The organism is Gordonia sp. (in: high G+C Gram-positive bacteria) (assembly GCF_049647785.1).
Classification (GTDB): Bacteria; Actinomycetota; Actinomycetes; order Mycobacteriales; family Mycobacteriaceae; genus Gordonia.
In genome coordinates this window covers 1-20,114 of record NZ_JBARYI010000099.1, presented here as the reverse complement: position 1 = coordinate 20,114, position 20,114 = coordinate 1, and the positions used below count along the sequence as shown (strand labels likewise).

Here is a 20,114-nt window from a genome sequence, read left to right as displayed (position 1 = left end):
GCGGGAATCGACGCATCATGCGAGAAGGGTCCGGGTGCGGGGGTTAGGTAAGGCTACGCTAAGATAGATGAATGACGGTTGATCTGGCTGGACGGCGACGAGAGCTCCTTCGCAAGCGGTTGGAGGCCAGCGGGCTGGCGCATCAGTCAGACGACGCATCGGCAAACGACGATCCGCCGCGGGCCCACCGCGATCGCACCAACCTGCCACTTGCGGCGCGCCGCCTGTGGTTCGTCGGTCACCGCGACGCCGCCGACACCTCGCTCAACGTTTCGGTGGCGTTCGGTCTCCACGGGGTGCTCGACGAGACCAGGTTCCGGACGGCTTTCCGCAGCGTAGTGGCGCAACACGAGCCACTGCGCGCGCGATATCTCGCCGACGATGCGGGCGAGCCAGTGATGGAGCATCGCATCGGCGACGAAATTGCCTGGACCCAAATCGATCTCTCCGACCTCAGCGACACCGCGGCGCAACGACGAGTGCAAGTGCTTGCCGCGCGGGAAGCCCGGACGCCTTTCCGGCTCGCCGAGGAGGCGCCGCTGCGAGTCACCCTCGCGACCCTCGCCTCCGACCGTTACGTCCTCCTTTTGACCGTTCACCACATCGCGTGGGACGACGACAGTTGGGCAGTCCTGTTCCGCGATCTGGCCCGCGCCTACCGTGGCGAAGCGGTCGACGTGCCACGTCGGGCGTATGCCGACATCCCGGATCCTTCCGAGCAGCAGATGGCGGCGGATCTGGCGTATTGGCACAGCATCCTGCGGCCCGCACCCGAGATGCTCGACTTGCCGCCCGCTCGCTTGGAAGCAGGCAGTGGACGCGTCCACCTCCCGCTCGATGCGTCGCTGGAAGCCGCCGTCACCGACCTCGCACGGTCGCTCAACACCACGCCGTTCGCCGTATTCATTGCGGCCACCAGAGCCTTTCTGCATCGTGCCTACGGGGGTGGCGTGATGAGCGACGCCGCGCTCGCTGTCCCCACTACCGTGCGACCGGCCGGTGCCGACGATCTCATCGGCTATTTCGGCAACACGGTCCTATTGCGCGGGCCTATCTCGGCGTCGTCAACTTTCACCGAACTCGTTGGCGCAGCTAGTGATTCGCTGGCGGCGGCTCTTAACGCGTGCCGTACGCCGATCGACCTGGTGGTTGCCGAAGTCTCCGACGACCGCCGCGCCGGCTTGGCGGGGCTGGTGTCGACGAGTCTCTCCCTGCGGCACGACCTCGCGGGTCTGGACCTGGAAGGGGTGGCGATAGCGCACCTCGACGAGTTTCACGCGCCGAAGGCGCAGCTGCCACTGGAGTTCGCGGTCGTCTTGGGGGCGCGGCCGGTGCTTGAACTTCAGTACCAGGCCAGCCGATTTGGCGACGCACATGCGCATGCCATCTTGTCGGCCTATTCGACCTTCCTGGCTAATGCGGTGGCTCGGCCTGACGCCCCGATCCGTGATGCACGACTGCTCGATGCGGCCACCCGCGACGCCGTTCTGTCAACTGCGACGGGGCCTGCGATGGACGACGTTCCGGACACCCTGGTTGGAATGTTTGAGGCCGTCGCGGCCGTCCGACCCGACCATCCGGCGATCGTGACCGACGATCGCACGCTCACCTACGCTGAACTTGATGCTGCGGCAGATCATCTGAGCTGCCATCTCGCCGAGGCGATTGCGGAAGCCGATGGCACAAGCGACCCGGTCGTCGCACTCCGTATGGCGGCGAGTGCCGACTTTGTGGTCGCGGCATTGGCCGTCGGAAAGGCGGGTGCCGCGTATGTTCCGGTGGATCCGGACTATCCGGCCGACCGCGTCAAGTTTCTACTTGAGGATGCGCGCCCCGCGGTGACCCTCGATGCCGCCGACGTCGCGCGCCTCCGTGCGGCACCCACCGATGGTTTCGCGATCCCGGGTCGGGCACGACCGTCGTCGCTTGCCTACCTGATTTACACCTCGGGTTCCACGGGCACTCCCAAGGGTGTGGCGGTGGAGCACCGCGCGATCGCCGAGCATTTACGGGCCTTCGACGGCGCGCGGATCGTTGGTCCCGATGACCGTTTGCTCCAGACTTCGTCGGTCAGCTTCGATGCTTCGATCTTCGAGATTTTCGCGACGCTGACAGCGGGCGCGACGCTAGTGATCGGTAAGCGTGGGGCCCTCACGGATATCCCGTATCTCGCTGAGCTGCTGGTTCGTGAGCAGGTAACGGTGATGCACATGGTGCCGAGCATGTTGTCGACGCTGTTGTTGATTCCGGAAGTTAAGCAGTGGACCACGCTGCGCACCGTCCCGGTTGGCGGCGAGGCACTGCCCGGTGAGGTCGCCGATGCCTTCACCACGGCGTTCACCGCCAACCTCAGCAACAACTACGGGCCCACCGAAGGGGTGGTGGCCGCAACGCATCATCGAATCGACGGACCGCGCGGTGGGGCAGTGGTGCCGATCGGTCGGCCAAACCCGGGTGTTACCGCGCACCTGTTAGATGCGGGATTGCAGCCGGTGCCGGTCGGAATGGTCGGCGAACTCTATCTCGGTGGGCGGCAGTTGGCGCGCGGCTACCTGCGCCGCAGCGGCCTCACGGCCAGCCGGTTTATTGCCAATCCGTTTGGGCGGGAAGATTGCGGGGCGGGCGAGCGTTTGTACCGCACCGGCGATCTCGCACGTCGTGATGAAGTCGGTGAACTGCACTTTGTTGGCCGATCCGACGATCAACTGAAGGTCCGCGGTTTCCGCATCGAACCGGGGGAGATTGAAGCAATCCTCGCCGCCGCCGATGACGTGGTTCAGCGGGCGTTGGTGACCGTCGTCGACGATCGTCTCCTCGCGTACGTGATTGCCGCTGATGGCGCGGTGTGCAGTCCCGAGTCGCTGCGTGACCTTGTCGCGAAAAGCGTCCCCTCGCATATGGTTCCGGATGCAGTGGTGGTGATCGACGACGTGCCAATCACGGTGCACGGCAAGCTCGATCGCGACGCGCTGCCCATCCCGGACCTGACGCACGCGGTGTTTGTGGAACCGGAAACGCGCACGCAGCGCCGTGTGGCAGCGGTGTTCTCGGAACTGTTTGCCGATCGCGCGGTTGGTGCACACGACTCCTTCTTCGACCTCGGCGGCCATTCGCTGCTGGCGGCCCGCCTGGTGACGGCGCTGTCGTCGGAGTTCGGTCTGGACGTGGATGTGCGCGATCCGTTCGAGAATCCGACTGTCTCCGGCCTCGCCGCGCTCCTGGTGGAACGCGCTCGCGCCGAACTGGGCGTCGACCTCGATGCCGATGGTGCGCAGGATGATTGGGCGAACGACGATTGGGCGAGCGACGATTGGGCGAGTACCGACTGGGCCAGCGAGCCCACCGCGGCACGACCACCGCTGGTGGTCGGTGAGCCGTCGGTGCGGTCCCAGCTGTCGTTCTCGCAGTTGGCGATGTGGTTCAACCACCGGTTCAGTGGCGGCAGCGCGGCCGACAACATCGTGCTGACCTTGGCAATTGATGGACCCGTCGACCACGACGCCCTGCAGTCGGCGCTCGGCGACGTGGTGGCAAGGCATGCGTCGCTGCGGACCTCGTTTGCGGAGGTCGACGGGTTGCCGACGGCCGTCGTCGCCGATCAGGTTGAGGTGCCTCTCGACGTTGATGGCACTGACGAATCAGCAACGGCGGCATTCGATTTGGCGTCGGCGCCACTCCTCCGCGCCACCCTGATCGACGGTGTGCGCTTGGTTTTGGCCATTCATCACATGGTGGTCGACCACGCGAGCACGCAGTTGATCCTCGGCGACCTGGCGGACGCCTATCGCTTCCGCTTGCGAGGGCAGGTGCCACCGCCTCCACCCTCGGGCGCCGAGTACAGCGACGTCGTCGCGTGGCAACATCGGGTGTTTGGTCTCGAGGCCGACGGTGAAGCCGCCCGATTTGGCCGCAAACAGGTCGACTTCTGGCGCGAACGTCTGGACGGTCTGCCCGACGAGATCCTGGTGGCCGCCGACCGCCCGCGTCCGGACGGCTTGAGCCAGCGCGGGCACCTCGTCGATTTCACGGTTCCGGCTGCTTGTTATCGGACTCTCAAGACGGTGTTTGCCGCCAGCGGCGTTAGCGATTTCATGGCAGTCAACGGACTTTGGGCGGCCACCCTCGCTTCGCTCGGTGCTGGACCCGACATTGCAGTCGGCACTCCCGCGGCCGGGCGCACGCCGGAAACCGAAGGCATCGTCGGACTACTCGCCAACATGGTGGTGCTCCGTAACGATCTGTCCGGCACACCGACGCTGAGCGAGGTGCTGCATCGCTCGCGTGACGCGGTCCTCGACGGCTTCGCCCATCAGGACGTGCCGATCGAGCGACTCGTCGAAGCCCTCAATCCCCGGCGCACGCGAGCCCGAAATCCACTGTTCCAAACCATGATTCACTTCCGCGACGGGGCAGGCGATGCGCCGATCCCGCTGGTCGACGGCACCCGCATGCGCTTGCTCCCGATGGAGATGGACACCTCGTATCTCGACCTCAATCTCATCGTCTCGACCACCGATTCCGGTTCGCTGACCGGTCGCCTGGTCGCCAGCGCCGACCTGTACGACGAGGACACCGCCCACGGAATTGCCGAGCGATTTGTGTCGCTGTGCACGGCGCTCGCCGACGACCCGCAGCGTCCCCTCGCCGACATCGCTGGGCCCTCGCTTGCGGCGACCCTCGACCGGTCCGTCCACGCTGAGGACCCCGCCGCGTTGGCCGAACTGATCGCCGCGGGCTCGCCTCGTCGGGTCCAGGCCCGACCGTCGACTTTGGCGGGCCTGCCGCACGCGGGCCTGACCCATTGCGCGTCGGTCGCGACCTGGATCGTCGACGGGCCCGGCGCTGCCGTTGCCTTGCCCGAGACATTGCGCGCATTGTCGCCGGGGTCGGTGGTCATCGACAATTACGCCACCGCTCCCGCCTCGACGCCGGCCGCAGAGGTTTACACCGCGGGCGGTGGGACGCAGACCGCCACCGAACGCGCACTGGTCGCGATGCTCGAAGAACTGTTGTCGGTCAAGGGAATTGGACGCGATGACAACTTCTTCGCGGTCGGTGGCGACAGCGTGATCTCGATCCAGTGGTCGGCGCGCGCCGCGGCATCGGGCATCGCGCTCGACCCGCAACAGATCTTCGACTACTACTCCATTGCCGAACTCGCCGAAGCCATCGACGCCGCCCAGACGGCGGCCGTCGTCGAAGAACCGGAACCAATGGTGGAGGCGGCACCAATGTCGGCATCGGGACTGTCCGCCGACATGCTGTCGGCGCTCGGCTCAGCATGGGGGACCCAGAAATGACCGCACCAACCGGGATCGACGACGTCCTCGCCCTCTCGCCGCTGCAAGCCGGATTGTTCTCGCTGTCGGAGATGGCGGGCGACGGGCTCGACGTCTACTCGATGCAGTTTGTGGTCGAGATCAGTGGGCCGCTCAACGCGGAGACCCTGCGGGCCAGTGTTGCGGCCATCTTGGCTCGGCATCCCAATCTGCGGGTCAGCCTGTGGGATCAAGGGGTTCCGCATCCGGTCCAGATTGTGCCGACGGAAGTGGTGGTGCCATGGCGCGAAGTCGCCATCGACGCCACAGCATTCGACGACCTCGCGCGCACCGAACGCACCCGCCCCTTCGACCTTCGCCAGGGGCCGGCGATGCGGGTGGTGCTGGCGGGCCTACTTCGGCCAGACGGGACCACTGATCGGTACCGGCTCATCGTCACCGCCCACCACATCCTGATGGACGGGTGGGCCGTCGCGCTATTCTTCCGCGAACTCCTCGCCATCTACGGTGCGGGCGGGAGCGCGGCCGCAATGCCGCCGGTGAAGCCCTACCGCAACTACATCGCCTGGTTAGCGCAGCAGGACTCCGCGACCACCCTTGAGGCGTGGGCCACCTACCTGCGTGATTGCCCGCCGCTCCTGATCGGCGCGCCCGGGACCCCCGCCACCGAACCGCAGCGGCGGCGGCGCACTGTCGATGCCGACGCGACGGCCCGCATCCTGGGGTGGGCACGCAAGCACGGACTCACGCCCGCCACCGTCACCCAGTTCGCGTGGTCGGTGGTGCTGGGGCACCTCAGCGACCGCGACGACGTCGTCTTCGGCACCACGATTTCTGGGCGACCGCAGAGCCTGCCCGGCGCGTCCGACATGGTGGGATTGTTCATCAACACGGTGCCGGTCCGCATCGACTTGGGAACGCGGGCAACGATTCTCGAGGCGTGCGTCGCTGCGCAGCGAACCTCGGCGCAGATGCGCGATCGCGGTTTCCTCGGGCTCGCCGACATCGCCAGGGCAGCGGGAACGGCCAACCTCTTCGACACGCTCTTTGTCTACGAGAACGCCCCCATCGGGTCGGCCACCGACGCCGTCACCGCCGCCGACGGCACCCGCTTCTTGCCGCTGGCGATGGAATCGCTGTCGCACTACCCGCTGACGGTGGTTGCCTACGAACTTGACGGCGAACTGGTGATCATGACCGAGTCGGTCGACGATGCCCTCGGCCCGATTGATCCCGGCCAGGTCATCGACCGGATCATCTCCGTGCTGCAGCAGCTGCCTGCGGCTGCCGACCAACCGGTAGCCACCCTCGATGTCCTGCTGGAACACGAGAAGGAGTGGGTGGCGAAAACCGCCGGTGGTCCGTCGCTCCCCGCTGGGACGACGGCGGTCGGACTGTTTGTCGAGCAAGTGCGGGCCACTCCCGAGGCGATTGCCCTGGTCGCCGATGACGGCCGCTGGACGTACCGCGACCTGCACAAGTGGGCGGCCAGCATCGCGACGGATCTGCGTGCCGCCGGGGTGGGGCGCGGTTCGGTCGTCGGGCTCGCGCCCGTCCGCTCGGGGCGCAGCGTCGCAGGCATTCTCGCGACCATGCTTGCCGGTGCGGCATACGTGCCGATCGACGTGGCCCAACCCGAGACCCGCATCCGCAACCTCCTCGACCAATCGGGCGTGACGGTCGTGCTGGCCGACCGGCCGCACGAGGCCTTCGACGATCGCACAGTGTTGACCGATTGGACTGTGCGCCAATCGGATGCCTTCGCGCCGCCGCAGGTTTCCCCGACCGATGCCGCCTACGTGATATTCACCTCCGGCTCCACCGGCGAACCGAAGGGAGTCGTCGGCACTCAGGGCGCACTCGCCAGCTACGCGCGCGATCACCGCGACCGGGTACTCAACGTTGGCCGCGAGCAACTGAAACGGCCGTTGCGGGTGGCGCATGCGTGGACCTTCTCCTTCGACGCCTCGTGGCAGCCGCTTGCCGCGCTGCTCGACGGCCACGAAGTTCATCTCTTCTCCGAAGCCGAAACGCGTGATGCGGCACGGCTCGTCGCCGCTCTTGGCGACCGAGATATCGACATGATCGACACCACGCCGTCGATGTTTGGTCAACTCGATGCGGCAGGCCTCGTGTCCGGAGAACCGGGACATCCCACGCTGACCGTCCTCGCCCTGGGTGGTGAAGCGATCGGTCCCGCCCTGTGGGAGCGGCTCGGTAGCCTGCCGCGGACGGCCGTCTTCAACTGCTACGGACCCACGGAGACGACGGTCGAAGCGATGGTGGCGCGCGTGTCGTCGTCGCCCGTCCCGACGATCGCCGGGCCCACCGACCGCATGACGGCGCGTGTCCTCGACTCGCGGTTGCGGCCCGTCGCCGACGGCGTGATCGGGGAGTTGTACCTGACCGGCAGCCAGGTGACGCGCGGATACATTGGCCGACCCGGACACACGGCGGCAACGTTTGTGGCCGATCCCGAAGTGCCCGGCGCCCGCCTGTATCGGACGGGAGATCTGGTGCGCCGCAACGCTGCTGGCGACATTGTCTTCGTGGGACGTGGCGATGCCCAGGTGAAGATTCGGGGCTACCGGATTGAGGTCGGCGAGGTTGAGGCGGCCTTGCGTCACGTGTCCGGTGTCCGTGACGCGGCGGTGATCGTCGTCGACCGGCCGATCGGAGCAGCGCTCGTGGGGTTTGTCGCGGGCTCCGGGCTCGACGCGGGCGAGGTGCGCGGTGCGTTGGCGCTGCGCCTGCCGTCGCACATGATTCCGACGCGGGTTGTCGTGCTCGAGATGTTCCCGGTTAACGCGAACGGCAAACTCGACAGCGGGGTCCTCGCGGCGTCGGCCAAGGCCGCGCTAGCTGGCGGCGGGACTGCTGATGAGGTGTTCGACGACGTGGAGGAACGCGTCGCCGCCGCGGTTACCGGGGTGCTCGGTAGCCGGCCCGCGCTCGACGATGACTTCTTTGATCTCGGGATGGACAGCATTGTCGCAATGGCCTTGGTGACCGCGTTGCGGACCGGAGGCGACCAGATCGCGGCCCGAGACGTGATGGCGTTTCCCAACATTCGGGACCTCGCTGCCGCCGTACGACGAGGTGAGACGCTGGCCCGGGCCGTCGCCGACCGCGAGTACGGGGACGTCCCGGCGCTGCCGGTGGTGGAGTGGATGTACGAGGGCGGCCACTGGCGACGCTTCACCCAAACAGTTTTGTTCCGCCTTCCGGCGGGTGTCGCCGACACCGAGGTTGTTTCGGTGCTGCAGGCGGTGATCGACGGTCACGACATGCTGCGGTCGACGCGCGAGGGCGGCGTCCTGGTGACGCGGGAACCTGGCGTGGTCGACGCGGCAAGCCGTTTCTGGGCCGTTGGCCCGGAGCACGATAAGTCGCTTGGAGATCTGGTGGCCGTCGCCGCGCGGGAGGCCAACGACGCCGTCGACCCTGATCGCGGCAACATGCTGGCCGCAGTCCGAATCGTGAGTGACGAGCAGGACCTGCTGTTGTTCGCGGTCCATCACTTGGCCGTTGATGCGGTGAGCTGGCAGATCCTGTTCGGTGATTTCGCCGAGGCGGGTGCCGCGATCGCGAGTGGTGCGGCATGGCAGATTCAGCCGGAGTTCACCGACTACCGGGCGTGGAGTACCGCGCTGCTGGCCCGCGTCGACTCCGACGCTGCCCGTTCGCAACGGGACTACTGGCGCAGTCAGGTTGCCGCCGAGGATCCGGTAGTTGGGGAGCGGGTCACCGCGATCGGCCGGGACACGTGGGCGTCGTTGCGGTCGGCTCCGGTGTTGACCGCTGTAGACGTGACGGCGCAGATTCTGGCGGGTATCGACCAGCGGGTGGGGATGCGGGAGTTTTTGCTGACGGCGGTGGCCGCGACCTTGGCGTCGTGGCGGGCTGAGCGCGGTCAGGATGCGACCGCTGGGGCGTTGATCGCGCTTGAAGGGCATGGTCGCGAGGACGCGACCGTCGGAGCGGGGATTGATACTTCGCGCACACTCGGCTGGTTCACCACGGTCTTCCCCGTCCGACTGGCCGCCGGTAAAGCGGTGACAGTGGACCACTTGGAGGCCGAACCCGACTCCGGTCGCCAGCTTTTGGAAGTGGTTGCGGCGGAGCTGGATTCGATTCCCAACCGGGGTCTCGACTACGGGCTCCTCCGCTATGGCGTGCACGACCCGGACCTGGTTGCCGGGATCGAACCGCAGATCGAGTTCAACTACCTCGGCCGTTTTGACCTCGGTGTCGCCAACGACGATCCCGAGCCGTGGCGGCCGGTGGTGGATTTGGAACTCAACGAATTTCTGCCGACCGATCCGGAACCGGACCTCCCCCTTCGTTACGCCCTCGACATTGTCGCGGTGGTGCGGGCAACGCCGGCTGGCCCCCAGTTGGTCACGAACTGGCGCTACTGCTCCACGGTCTTGTCGCCAGCCGACATCGCGTGCCTGTCGCAATTGTGGTCCCGGGCGGTCTCGGCCCTCGGCCGTCGCTAGGCCAGAACAAGATGGTGGCAGACGACTAGCATGACCCCATGAGCACTGATTGGCGCGTGGCGCGCGTCGACGAAATCCGGTCGCTGATCAACCAGGCCGCGCCCGGCGTCGTCGAAGAAGCGAAGTGGAAGAAGGCGTCGAATCCCGATGGGGTTCCGACGTTTTCACTCGACGGCCTGATCTGCACGGTCGAGACCTACAAGGCGAAGGTCAAGGTCACGTTCGCGAAGGGCGGGGCCCTGCCCGACCCGCAAGGCCTGTTCATCGACACCGGCGGTAAGGGCGTGCGCCGCGCTATCGACACCGAGGAAAACGATCGCCTCGACGCGGATGCGTTCACGTCGCTGATCGAGGCCGCAGTTGCCCTGAACCAGGGGTAGCCGGCCCACAACGTTGCCTACATTTAGCTGATTTTCCGGGCATGATGTCGACAACGTTGGCGGTCAACCCCGTGGCAGCGCCGCACCCCGCCCGGGATACGATCTCGCCAGGCCAACTCGGTTAAACATCTTCAATCGGTCAGGGGACGCAGTGCGACGCACAACCATGGCGATCGGCGCTGCTATTGCCGCCGTAGCAATCTCGACGAGCGGCGCGGCGGTGGCCGAGGCCGCGCCAGCCGCGAAGAAGATCGCGACCGTCGCCTCGCACCACTGCGAGAATCTTGGGCTCACGATTACCCTGACGCCAGCGCAGAAGGCTCGCGCGCAGGCGGTCCTGCCCAGCGGATTCCGACTAACCGACAGCCCGACGCTGCTGGTGGAGACATCGCAATGCGCGGGGGCAAAGGTCAACGGCCGCAACATCGGACGATTCAAGTTGTCGGAGGCTGCGTTGTCGATTGTGCCGCCGCGCAAGGCGCAGTCGCGGCAACTGCCGAACATCGTCACCGAGAACATCTTCATGCTGTCGCAACTCGACACCAGCCGCGTGCTGTCGGAGCTGAAAGCTGGCGCCGGATACCCGACCGAACTGACCGACATCAGCCTCGACCGGGGTAAGTCGTCTGCGGTACCGCGCGTGATGCGCGCGTCAGCAAGTGGCAACCTCGCGCCCACAGCGGTGCGCGCCGAGACCTCGCCGTTCTTGCTGCCGCCCGGGGGTCGATGTCCCGAATCCCGGTGTCGTCTACCAGCTGTGGGCTAAGAACTCCGACGGTAAGTATGTCGTCACCACCAACTCGAACCTGCGAATTGGTACGCCAGCGGCCGGTACCGGTGTGCTCACCGTCGAAAAGGGAACGCTCCTGCACCAGGTGCTGGGGAGCCGAACAGCTTCCGGCGTCGCATTCTCCGGCTCTGCCAGCGGGTTCGTGAACGACACTTACGTGTTTACGCGGTAGGGCGCGGACGACCCACCACAAACGTTCCGACATTGCATTCGGTGAGTTCGTTCCGGCCGGTGGCGGCGGCGAAGGCGGCGGTGTCGCCGTAGCCCTGTGCCACACCTCCGAGGCCCATTGCCGTCGCGGTCAGGTACAGCGACTGGGTGAGTACGCCGACATGCTTCAAAATAACGGCGAACGGCATCTGCTCGTACGCCCACATAATCCGTCCGACGCGGGCCGCGAGAACCAGCATCACTTGCGGCAGTTCGCCGTCGGCCAACGTCAGGGCGGCGGGGGCCAAGAGTCGTTGTACGGCGGGATCATCGCGATCGGCCACCAACCGCAAGGCATGCTCGATGGAGTCGTAGTGGTACATCCCCGCCGGGATGCCGTCGGCATTCCGGATCACCGGATACACCTCGAGCTCATAGATCGAGCCGCCCGAAGGGTAGGGACGCGAGGGCAGTTCGGTGAGGGCGGTCCCGGGCTTTTCAATGGTCCGGACTTCGCGCGTGCGCGCGCAACGGTAGAGAAGCTCGCCCAGTTCGGTGGCGGTGATCGGCGAGGCGTCGTCGAAATGACGCGTCGACACCCGCGACTCCATTACCTGGCTCAGCGGGACATCCGACAATGAGAGGCGGTCAAGATCGGGAGAAGGCAGTTCGACCGCCGCGGCGGGGAACAGTTCGGGTACCGCCGGGATGGGTGGGAACTTACCGTCGGCCCACCGTGTTGGGCCGAAGTGCGCCCAGCTGGTGCCGCGATCACCAACGGTGCTCCGGCGATGGAACCACAGCTCGTGCGGACTCCATGAGGCCGTGGTGAACTCGTCGGATTCGCTACGGGCGTCGGCCACCGCGTGACCGGTCCACAACAGGTCCGACCACAGGTGGGAGGCAAAGTCTGCGCTGGCCTCATGCCCGGAGATGGCGGCGGCGACCCGCGGATCGTGCACCACCACATCGCACCAAGAGAGCGGATTCTCGGCGACGAAGTCATCGCCATCGCGGCGCAGGATCGTGAACCGGGACAGCACGCCGGTGCCGGGACCGGCGTCGGGTTGAGGTGACGACGCGGCCCGGAAGGGACGCAACGAATACAGTTCGACGTCGTCGCGCATCACCGTCAGTTGCAAGGCGCCGGAGGTTAGCAATCGGGAAAGCAGTTCAGTCGCAGGTGGGGGTGCGGAAGCGTCCACCGTAACCGGCCCGGCGTTGAGTGCCTTCAGGAGTCCGCCCTGCATCGGTACCAGGCCGGTCAGTTGCTGCTTGCCGGGGAGGATGGTCGCGTGGCCGGGGGCACCCAGAATGGCGTTGGCCCCCGGCGTCCACGAGTAGCGGGTGCGGATTATTTTGCCGCCCTCTCGAATTGCGGTGCCAACTCGTCGAGCAAGTACGGAATCGCCAGCGCGGACGGTTGATTGAGTCCGCTGATGTCGGCGACGGACAGTTGCGCGACCGCACCACTCTTGACCGCCGACAAGTCGCTGTAGCCAGGCAGTTTGGGTAGCGCTTTCGAGAGTGCGGGCGTGGTTGCGGTGACGATGAGGAGGTTGCTCTCGAGCATCGGAACGTTCTCGGTGGAGATCGGGAACCGCGGGTTCTTCGTCTTCTCAAACTGCGCGAGCAGTTTCGGCGCCACCTTCATGCCGAGTTCGTTGAACAGGTAGGCGGCACCATCGTTGGGATCGGCCATCACCTGAATCTGGTCGGACGAGTACAGGTAGGCCATCGCGTAGGTCTTGCCCTTGAGTCCCGGGAGATCCTTCTTGACCTTGGCGATCTTGGCGTTCACGCCGTCGGTGATCTCAGTGGCCTTCTCGGGTTGGCGCACCAGGGTGCCCATCAAAGTGACGAGGTCTTGCCACGGATCTACTTGCTTGCCGGTGACGCCGGGGATGGTCGGGGCGATCTTGCGGATCTTTTCGAAATTCTCCGGCTGTGACGTCGGCATGTAGCCCTCTGCCAAGATGAGGTCCGGGTCGGCCTTGGCGATTTCGGCGACCAAGTTCTCGGGGTCGAGGGCCGTCGAACCGTCGAGTTGATTGTCGACCCACGGTGATGGCTTGCCGGTGAGGATCGCAATGTTGTCGAGGTAGGCGACGGGCTTCACGCCGAACGCGAGGGCGGTGTCGATCCATTGTGCACCCAAGGTGACGATCCGTTTTGGTGTTCCATCGATGGTCACCGGCCCGTTCGCGGTGTTGACCTGGATCGGTCCGCCGGAGGCTTCTTCCTCGGCGGGCGGACTGCACGCGGTAGCGGCAAACACTACGACCATCAGCCCGGCGAGAAGGGATAGCAGAGACTTCATCGGCAACTTCATCCGTGAAGCATAACGTAGCCTTACCTAACCAAGGTAAGGGGAGGCTTGGTTAGGGATGTAGGGTGCGCAGCAGTGCGCGCGTGCGGGCGCGGACCTCGGCGTCGCGGTCGAAGAGGATGCCGACAAACTCGTCCACACCGAACTCGCCAAGCTGACGAATCTGCTCGGCCACCGTCGCCTCGTCGCCGATGATGGCGGCGTCGGCGGGACCGGTGAAGCCTTCGCGGTCGAGCATCGCCTTGTACGACGGCAAGTTGTCGTACATCGCGAATTGCTCGCCCGCGGCGGCGCGGGCACCGTCGACGTTGTCGGTCACGGAAACCGGCAGCATGGCGACGGTCCGAACGTCGGACTCGGCGCGCCCAGCACCGACCGCCGCCGCCCGCAACGTCGGAACAATGTGGTCGCGCAACGTCTTTGGGCCGGTCATCCAGGTGACAGTGCCCGACGTCCGGCTGCCTGCGATCCCCAGCATTTTTGGCCCGAGCGCTGCCAGATAGACGGGTGGGACATCGATATCGTCCATGGTGAGTGATCCGCGAGTGGTGATGAGGTCACCGCCGCTGTTGACCTTTTCGCCCCGCAGTAGGGGGAGCAGGCCGTCGAGGTATTCGTTGGTGCGCTGGATGGGCTTTTTGTACGAGACGCCCCACATGCCCTCGGTGACCACCTGGTGACTGAGGCCCAACCCCAGATGCAGGCGCGGGCCGATCACTGCGTTGGTGGTTAACGCGCGCTGGGCCAACAGCATTGGGTGCTGCACCTGCATGGGGAGAACGCTGGTGCCGAACTCGATCTCCGGCACCTCCCAACCTGCCACGGTCAGCATGGTCAGGGCGTCGGGCTCATTCGGCATCTGTGTGCACCACACGCGGGTGAAGCCTTCTTCGGCGATCTCCGCCAGATTTTCGATGGCTCGATCGACGGAGGCGGTGCGGGCGTTGATGGTCCAGACGACACTGATCTGCATGGGAATGCTCCTGTGCTTGAGGCTGGCGGTTGATCCCCGCAGTTTCTGATACTAGGCCGCTGCGCGCTCGCGTGGCTTGATGCCGAGACGATCGGCAAACAGGCGTCGCTGCAGAATCCATCCGGCTACGGCTAGAGCCACCCAGATCGCGTTGGAGGTAATGGTGGCTGGCGTCGAATCGGGGTTGTCGATCCAGTTGAGAGCTTCGAACGTCCGCCCGATGCCGACCAACATCATGCTGGCGCCGCCGATGGAGGTGAGCCACAGCAGGGCGCGGGCCCGGTACTTGTCGGCGATAAACGCGGTGGCCACGGCAATGGCGACGATGATGATGGCACTGGCCGCCCACGAACTTTGGCCGGGTTGCACCAGGTCGGCGAGGCGAGCGCCCGCGACGGCACCGGTTAGGCCGCCAACGACGAATGCCGCCGACCGGAAAATCAGCGAGCACACCACCCACGAAACGACGGCACCGACGAGGCCGAACAACAACATGGTTAGTGCGCTCGCATTGAACAGGCTGGTGATCATCCACCCGAGCCCGAAGCCGGCGGCGATGACGCCAAGATTCACCGACCGCACCCCGTAAAAACAGAGGAACGCGCCGACGGCGAGAATCACGAGCCCGTTTGCGTCAAACATGGTCCGGCCTTTCGGAATTGGTTGTTGCTCAGCCTAGTCGGGTTACCAAAAGCGTCCGTGAATTGTTCGAAAAACGTTTGCCGTGAAGGGGAGATAGTGAAAAGTCCCCTGTAACACTGTCACAGGCCAGAGGAGTGAGACATGAACCAACCTGAGGCAAGCGAATACGTCCAGGCTGCTCATCGGAGTGCGCTCGAGTCGATGCCGTTCGACGACACTCGGGACTTCGACGATGCCGCGCGCGGGCTGATTGCGAAGCTGGAACCTGGCGTGGTGCGCAACGCCGACGGCAAAGTTGTTTGGAATATCGACGCCTACGCGTTCCTCGACAAGGAGGCCGCGCCGGAGACCGTTCATCCAAGCCTGTGGCGTCAATCGCGGCTGGCATCGATGCAGGGCCTGTATGAGGTAGTTCCGGGTCTGTACCAGGTACGCGGTCTGGACCTGTCAAATATGACCTTCATTGAGGGGGACCAGGGCGTCATCATTCTCGACACGCTCACCACGCGTGAACCGGCAGCAGCGGCGTTGAACCTGTACCGCGAGCACCGCGGCGACCGTCCGGTGAAGGCCGTCATCTACACGCACTGCCACGTCGACCATTTCGGTGGCGTGCTCGGTGTGGTGGATCAGGCCGCCGTGGATGCGGGAGATGTCCCGGTCATTGCGCCGGAGGGCTTTCTGGAGCACGCCATTGCCGAAAACGTTTATGCCGGAACGGCAATGGCCCGGCGCGCTGGCTACATGTACGGTGCCGCCCTCGAGCCAGGTGAGACCGGGCACGTAGGTGCCGGCCTCGGCCAATCTCCTTCACTCGGCGTGGCGGGGCTCATCCCTCCGACCATCGACATCACCACCACCGGCCAGACGCTGACCGTCGACGGCGTGGAGATGGAATTCCAGATGGCCCCGGGCACCGAGGCTCCGGCCGAAATGCACATCTACTTCCCCCGATACAAAGCACTCTGCATCGCCGAGAACGCCTGCCACACCCTGCACAATCTGCTGACCCTGCGCGGCGCAGTGGTCCGCGACCCGCACGCGTGGGCTGGCTACTTGACCGAGGCCATCGACACTTTTGCCGACCGCACCGACGTCATCTTTTCCCCGCACCATTGGCCCACATGGGGAGGTGACAACATCACCGAGTTCCTCAACGTGCAGCGGGACATGTACGCCTACCTGCACGATCAGACAGTGCGGATGATCAACGCTGGCTACACGGGGACGGAGATCGCCGAGCAGATTCAACTGCCGCCCGAACTTGAGAATGCTTGGTACGTCCGCGGCTACTACGGCTCGGTCAGCCACAACGTGAAGGCCATCTACCAGCGGTACATGGGTTGGTTCGACGGCAACCCGGCCCGACTGTGGCCGCATACGCCAGCGAACGAGGCGACGCGCTACGTGGCGGCGATGGGCGGACTCGATCGCGTCGTCGACTTGGCGCAGCAAGCGTACGACGACGGGGACTATCGTTGGGCGGCAACGCTGCTCGACCACGCGGTCTTTGTCGACGCCAACCACGAGGCTGCTCGAGCTCTCTACGCGAACGCGCTAGACCAGATGGCGTACGGCATTGAGAACGGCACCTGGCGCAACTTCTTCCTGTCGGGCGCGACGGAACTGCGGGGCCGAAACTTCGGAACTCCGACGGCTACCAGTTCCCCCGAGGTGATGGCCCAGTTGACGCCCGCACAGATCTTCGACTCAATCGCCATCTCGATCGACGGGCCCCGCGCCTGGGATGAACGACTCGCGATCGACGTGGTGTTCACCGAACTGGACGAGACTTATCGCCTGGTCTTGCGCAACGGTGTGCTGGTGCATCGGGTGCGGATTGAAAAGGACGGACCGGCTGACGCCACCGTCACCACCACCAAGGCGAGGCTGCTCGCGAGGCTGGCAGGCGATGCGACCTCACCGGGAATCGACGTGGCCGGTGATACCGCCACGTTGCCGCGTCTCATGGGCTTGGTTGTGGCTGGCGACCCGGCGTTCAACATCGTCGTGCCGTGAGAATCAGTGAGTACTCACCGGCGTTCGGCGATCTGATCCAAGACGGTGACGTCGCCCCGATACGGTTCGGTGTCGCGCGGCCAGTGCACGATCGCATCGGTGAAGCCCAATTGTTCAGCGCGGCCGCACATGTCGTCGTACCGGCCGACTGACTCGAGCGGGTTGACGGGCGAGGAGTTCAAGTTCAGATACGAGTCCGGGATTGGGCGACCAGCGGACTCCGCAGTCGCCGCCAGCAGCGCATGATTGCGTCCGATCACGTCGAACCACTCGTCGAGCGAATCGGTTTGCGGGCCCATGGTGAGCCACCCGTCGCCGTGGCGTGCGGCAAACCGCACAGAGCGAGGGCCGTTGCCCGCCAACACAAATGGGACGCGTGAGCGGACCTCGCCGCCGACCAAGCGCATGTCGTTCGCGGCGAAAAAGGGGCCGTCGGCGTCGACGTGATCCGCACGCAGCGTGAGGTCGAGCAACGTGGTGAATTCCTGGAACCGGTCGACGCGCTGCCCGGCAGACAATTGCGGGCTACCGAGAATCCGGTCGTCGGGACTGCCGCCCACCCCCAACCCCAGAATCAGCCGGCCATTGGAAATGTCGACGAGCGTCTGGACCTCCCGCGAGAACGCGACCGGCGACCGGAAGTTCGGCGAAATCACGTAGGTGCCAAGGGCGATCGTCGACGTCGCACATGCTGCCGCCGTCAACGTCGGAATACACGAGAACCACCGCGAGTTAGGGAGGCCGCCCCACACGAGGTGGTCGTAGGTCCAGGCGTGGTGGAACCCCATCTCCTCCGCACGTTGCCACAGGGGGCGCGCGGTCGGCCAAGACATGTCGGGAAGAAGACAAACGCCGAATCGCATGTAGCGACAATAGCTGTCGTAGTGTCTAGGAATGTTGCGAGCCAGAGGCCGCCGTCCGGCGCTACGACCGCCACGGCTCATCGCGATGGGATTCATCGTCGTCATCCTGGTCGGGACGGTGCTGCTGTCGTTGCCGGTCGCCTCGGCCGACGGCACCCGAACCGAATTCGTGGCGGCACTTTTCACCGCTACCTCGGCGACCTGCGTGACCGGCTTGACCGTGGTCGACACGGCAACACACTGGTCAACGTTCGGCGAAGTGGTGATCCTGCTACTGATTCAGATCGGCGGTCTCGGCGTAATGACGCTGGCGACCCTGCTCGGCTTGCTGGTGGTACGCAAGGTTGGGTTGCGGATGCAGATGGCAGCGCAGGTCGAAACAAAGTCCGTCGAGTTCGGTGACGGCCGCAAAGTCATCTTGCGGGTGATCGGCACGAGCCTCGTCGTGGAGGCAGTGATTGCCGTGGTGCTCGCGATCCGATTCTGGGTTGGCTACTCTGACAGCCCCGGTCGTGCGGCGTATCTCGGGGTGTTCCATGCCGTTTCGGCGTTCAACAATGCCGGTTTCGCGCTCTTCAGCGACAACGTGATGGGTTTCGTCGGTGACCCGTGGATTATCGTGCCGCTCGCTGCCGGATTAGTGATCGGCGGTCTCGGTTTCCCCGTCCTCTACGAACTTCGTCGGGCCTGGCGTCGTGCCCGACTGAGGATGACCGATCGGACCTCCGCCGCACCCACCAGACCGTGGTTTTCGCTGCACGTCCGGATGACGCTCATCGTGTACGCGGCCCTCGCCGTCATCGGGATTGTGGTGCTCACGGCGTCGGAGTGGAACAACGCGGGAACCCTTGGTCCGCTGTCGATCTCGGACAAACTGCTCGGCGGAATGTTCGCCGGACTCTCACCCAGGACCGCAGGCTTCAACAGTATTGACGTTGGCGCCATGACGCCGGGATCGCTCTTGGTGACCGACATCCTCATGTTTATCGGTGGCGGCAGCGGCGGCACCGCCGGTGGCATCAAGGTCACGACTTTCGCGATCCTCGGCTACGTGATTCTCAGCGAGATTCGCGGTGAACCCAGCGTGCACGCGATGAAGCGGCGGATTGCCCCCGACGTGCAACGGCAGGCGGTCACCGTCGCACTGCTTGGCGTCGGAGCCGTCATGTCGGTGACCTTGCTGCTGCAGGCCCTCACGCCTTTTAGCCTCGACCAGATCCTCGTTGAAACGGTCTCCGCGTTCGCGACGGTCGGACTGTCGACGGGCATTACTGCCAGCATCCCGGCATCGGGGCAACTGTTGTTGGTGGCATTGATGCTTCTTGGTCGATTAGGGCCAATTACGCTGGCGTCAGCGCTGGCACTGCGCGAGCGCGTCCGACGTTTTGAACGACCAGAAGAGCGGCCGATCGTTGGTTAGGAGAAGTCGGTTGACAAGAAAAGGCGCACGCCGCGACGAACAGCGGGTTGCTGTGATTGGACTGGGGCGGTTTGGGGCTTCCTTGGCGGCCGAGTTGGTGAAGCAAGGCGTCGAGGTGTTGGGTATGGATTCCGACCCTGCGCTTGTCCAGCGCTATGCCGACGATTTGTCGAGCGCGGCGGTGGTTGACTCCACAGATGCGCGTGCGTTGGCGCAACTCAGTGTGGAAACCTTCGATCACGTCGTCGTCGGAATTGGCACCTATCTGGAGGCCAGTGTCCTGACAACGTCGGCTCTGCTCGACGCCGGGTGCACCGACGTGTGGGTCAAGGCCACGTCTCGACAGCATGCGCGGATCTTGGAGCGGCTTGGCGCCCACCATGTGGTGCTTCCCGAACACGAGATGGGTGAGCGCGTCGCGCACTTGGTGATGGACCGCCACATGCTCGACTATGTGGAGTTCGACGAGCACTTCGCGATGGCCAAGGTCCCTGCGCCGCAGAACCTCGTTGGCGTCAACCTTCGGGATAGCAATGTGCGCACCGATCACGAGGTCACGATTGTTGCCGCGAAACACGGCGACGACGAGTTCACTTTCGTCGGCCTTGATCACGTGATTCGCGCGAGCGACACCCTGATCGTCGCGGGCCGTCGTCGCGCCCTCGCCCGCTTCGCCGCCCGCGCCTAACCCCGGGTTCGTCGCTCCGCTCCTCCCGTTCTCGCATGATGCGTCGATTCCCGCACTATGTCCGACATAGTGCGGGAAT

The 20,114-nt window shown here is 65.1% G+C and carries 12 protein-coding genes; 7 read left to right on the top strand and 5 right to left on the bottom strand.

Translation table 11 applies throughout. The features are described 5' to 3' along the window. Window positions 1–71: 71 nt before the first annotated feature. The 4 genes from WBA38_RS18020 (at window position 72) to WBA38_RS18005 (ending at window position 10,927) form a co-directional block, all read left to right on the top strand. A complete protein-coding gene (locus WBA38_RS18020; RefSeq protein ID WP_424323257.1) occupies window positions 72–5,300 on the top strand; it encodes an amino acid adenylation domain-containing protein in 5,229 nt (1,742 codons plus the stop codon). Next, a complete protein-coding gene (locus WBA38_RS18015; RefSeq protein ID WP_424323256.1) occupies window positions 5,297–9,781 on the top strand; it encodes an amino acid adenylation domain-containing protein in 4,485 nt (1,494 codons plus the stop codon). The genes WBA38_RS18020 and WBA38_RS18015 overlap by 4 nt, the downstream gene beginning before the upstream one ends. Before the next feature lie 38 nt (window positions 9,782–9,819). Then, on the top strand, window positions 9,820–10,161 hold the full coding sequence (locus WBA38_RS18010; RefSeq protein ID WP_424323255.1) for a DUF1801 domain-containing protein: 342 nt from the start codon (window positions 9,820–9,822) through the stop codon (window positions 10,159–10,161). A 151-nt stretch (window positions 10,162–10,312) separates the two neighbouring features. Continuing rightward, window positions 10,313–10,927: a hypothetical protein gene (locus tag WBA38_RS18005; RefSeq protein ID WP_424323254.1), complete on the top strand. Its 615-nt coding sequence runs from the start codon at window positions 10,313–10,315 to the stop codon at window positions 10,925–10,927. 185 nt (window positions 10,928–11,112) lie between these two features. On the opposite strand, the gene WBA38_RS18000 is transcribed toward WBA38_RS18005, so the two are convergent. From WBA38_RS18000 to WBA38_RS17985, 4 genes are all read right to left on the bottom strand, one after another. Next, a complete protein-coding gene (locus WBA38_RS18000) occupies window positions 11,113–12,351 on the bottom strand; it encodes a SagB family peptide dehydrogenase (RefSeq protein ID WP_424323253.1) in 1,239 nt (412 codons plus the stop codon). Between the two features lie 104 nt (window positions 12,352–12,455). Next, window positions 12,456–13,421: an ABC transporter substrate-binding protein gene (locus WBA38_RS17995; protein ID WP_424323252.1), complete on the bottom strand. Its 966-nt coding sequence runs from the start codon at window positions 13,419–13,421 to the stop codon at window positions 12,456–12,458. A 61-nt stretch (window positions 13,422–13,482) separates the two neighbouring features. Beyond that, window positions 13,483–14,403: a TIGR03564 family F420-dependent LLM class oxidoreductase gene (locus WBA38_RS17990; protein WP_424296230.1), complete on the bottom strand. Its 921-nt coding sequence runs from the start codon at window positions 14,401–14,403 to the stop codon at window positions 13,483–13,485. Window positions 14,404–14,454: 51 nt separating this feature from the next. Continuing rightward, window positions 14,455–15,045, bottom strand: coding sequence for a DUF4203 domain-containing protein (locus WBA38_RS17985; RefSeq protein ID WP_424296228.1), 591 nt, complete (start codon window positions 15,043–15,045; stop codon window positions 14,455–14,457). 141 nt (window positions 15,046–15,186) lie between these two features. Between WBA38_RS17985 and WBA38_RS17980 the strand changes: the two genes are divergently transcribed. Then, window positions 15,187–17,064 carry an alkyl/aryl-sulfatase gene (locus WBA38_RS17980; protein ID WP_424296226.1) on the top strand — a complete coding sequence of 626 codons (1,878 nt, stop codon included), beginning with the start codon at window positions 15,187–15,189 and terminating at the stop codon, window positions 17,062–17,064. A 14-nt stretch (window positions 17,065–17,078) separates the two neighbouring features. Here WBA38_RS17980 and WBA38_RS17975 read toward each other — a convergent pair whose 3' ends face one another. Continuing rightward, complete coding sequence (locus WBA38_RS17975; protein ID WP_424296224.1) at window positions 17,079–17,927, bottom strand: LLM class flavin-dependent oxidoreductase; 849 nt, start codon at window positions 17,925–17,927, stop codon at window positions 17,079–17,081. 31 nt (window positions 17,928–17,958) lie between these two features. On the opposite strand from WBA38_RS17975, the gene WBA38_RS17970 reads away from it, so the two are divergent. Then, window positions 17,959–19,347, top strand: a complete 1,389-nt coding sequence (locus WBA38_RS17970; RefSeq protein WP_424323251.1) for a TrkH family potassium uptake protein — start codon at window positions 17,959–17,961, stop codon at window positions 19,345–19,347. A gap of 10 nt (window positions 19,348–19,357) precedes the next feature. Then, the gene (locus WBA38_RS17965) at window positions 19,358–20,035 is read left to right on the top strand and encodes a potassium channel family protein (protein ID WP_424296220.1); all 678 of its coding nucleotides are present in this window, start codon (window positions 19,358–19,360) and stop codon (window positions 20,033–20,035) included. Window positions 20,036–20,114: the final 79 nt, after the last annotated feature.

Excerpts from the sequence above, each read along its gene's own strand:
- WBA38_RS18020 (WP_424323257.1), top strand. The coding sequence starts at position 72 with ATGACGGTTGATCTGGCTGGACGGCGACGAGAGCTCCTTCGCAAGCGG.
- WBA38_RS18015 (WP_424323256.1), top strand. The coding sequence starts at position 5,297 with ATGACCGCACCAACCGGGATCGACGACGTCCTCGCCCTCTCGCCGCTG.
- WBA38_RS18010 (WP_424323255.1), top strand. The coding sequence starts at position 9,820 with ATGAGCACTGATTGGCGCGTGGCGCGCGTCGACGAAATCCGGTCGCTG.
- WBA38_RS18000 (WP_424323253.1), bottom strand. The coding sequence starts at position 12,351 with ATGCAGGGCGGACTCCTGAAGGCACTCAACGCCGGGCCGGTTACGGTG.
- WBA38_RS17995 (WP_424323252.1), bottom strand. The coding sequence starts at position 13,421 with ATGAAGTCTCTGCTATCCCTTCTCGCCGGGCTGATGGTCGTAGTGTTT.
- WBA38_RS17990 (WP_424296230.1), bottom strand. The coding sequence starts at position 14,403 with ATGCAGATCAGTGTCGTCTGGACCATCAACGCCCGCACCGCCTCCGTC.
- WBA38_RS17985 (WP_424296228.1), bottom strand. The coding sequence starts at position 15,045 with ATGTTTGACGCAAACGGGCTCGTGATTCTCGCCGTCGGCGCGTTCCTC.
- WBA38_RS17980 (WP_424296226.1), top strand. The coding sequence starts at position 15,187 with ATGAACCAACCTGAGGCAAGCGAATACGTCCAGGCTGCTCATCGGAGT.
- WBA38_RS17975 (WP_424296224.1), bottom strand. The coding sequence starts at position 17,927 with ATGCGATTCGGCGTTTGTCTTCTTCCCGACATGTCTTGGCCGACCGCG.
- WBA38_RS17970 (WP_424323251.1), top strand. The coding sequence starts at position 17,959 with ATGTTGCGAGCCAGAGGCCGCCGTCCGGCGCTACGACCGCCACGGCTC.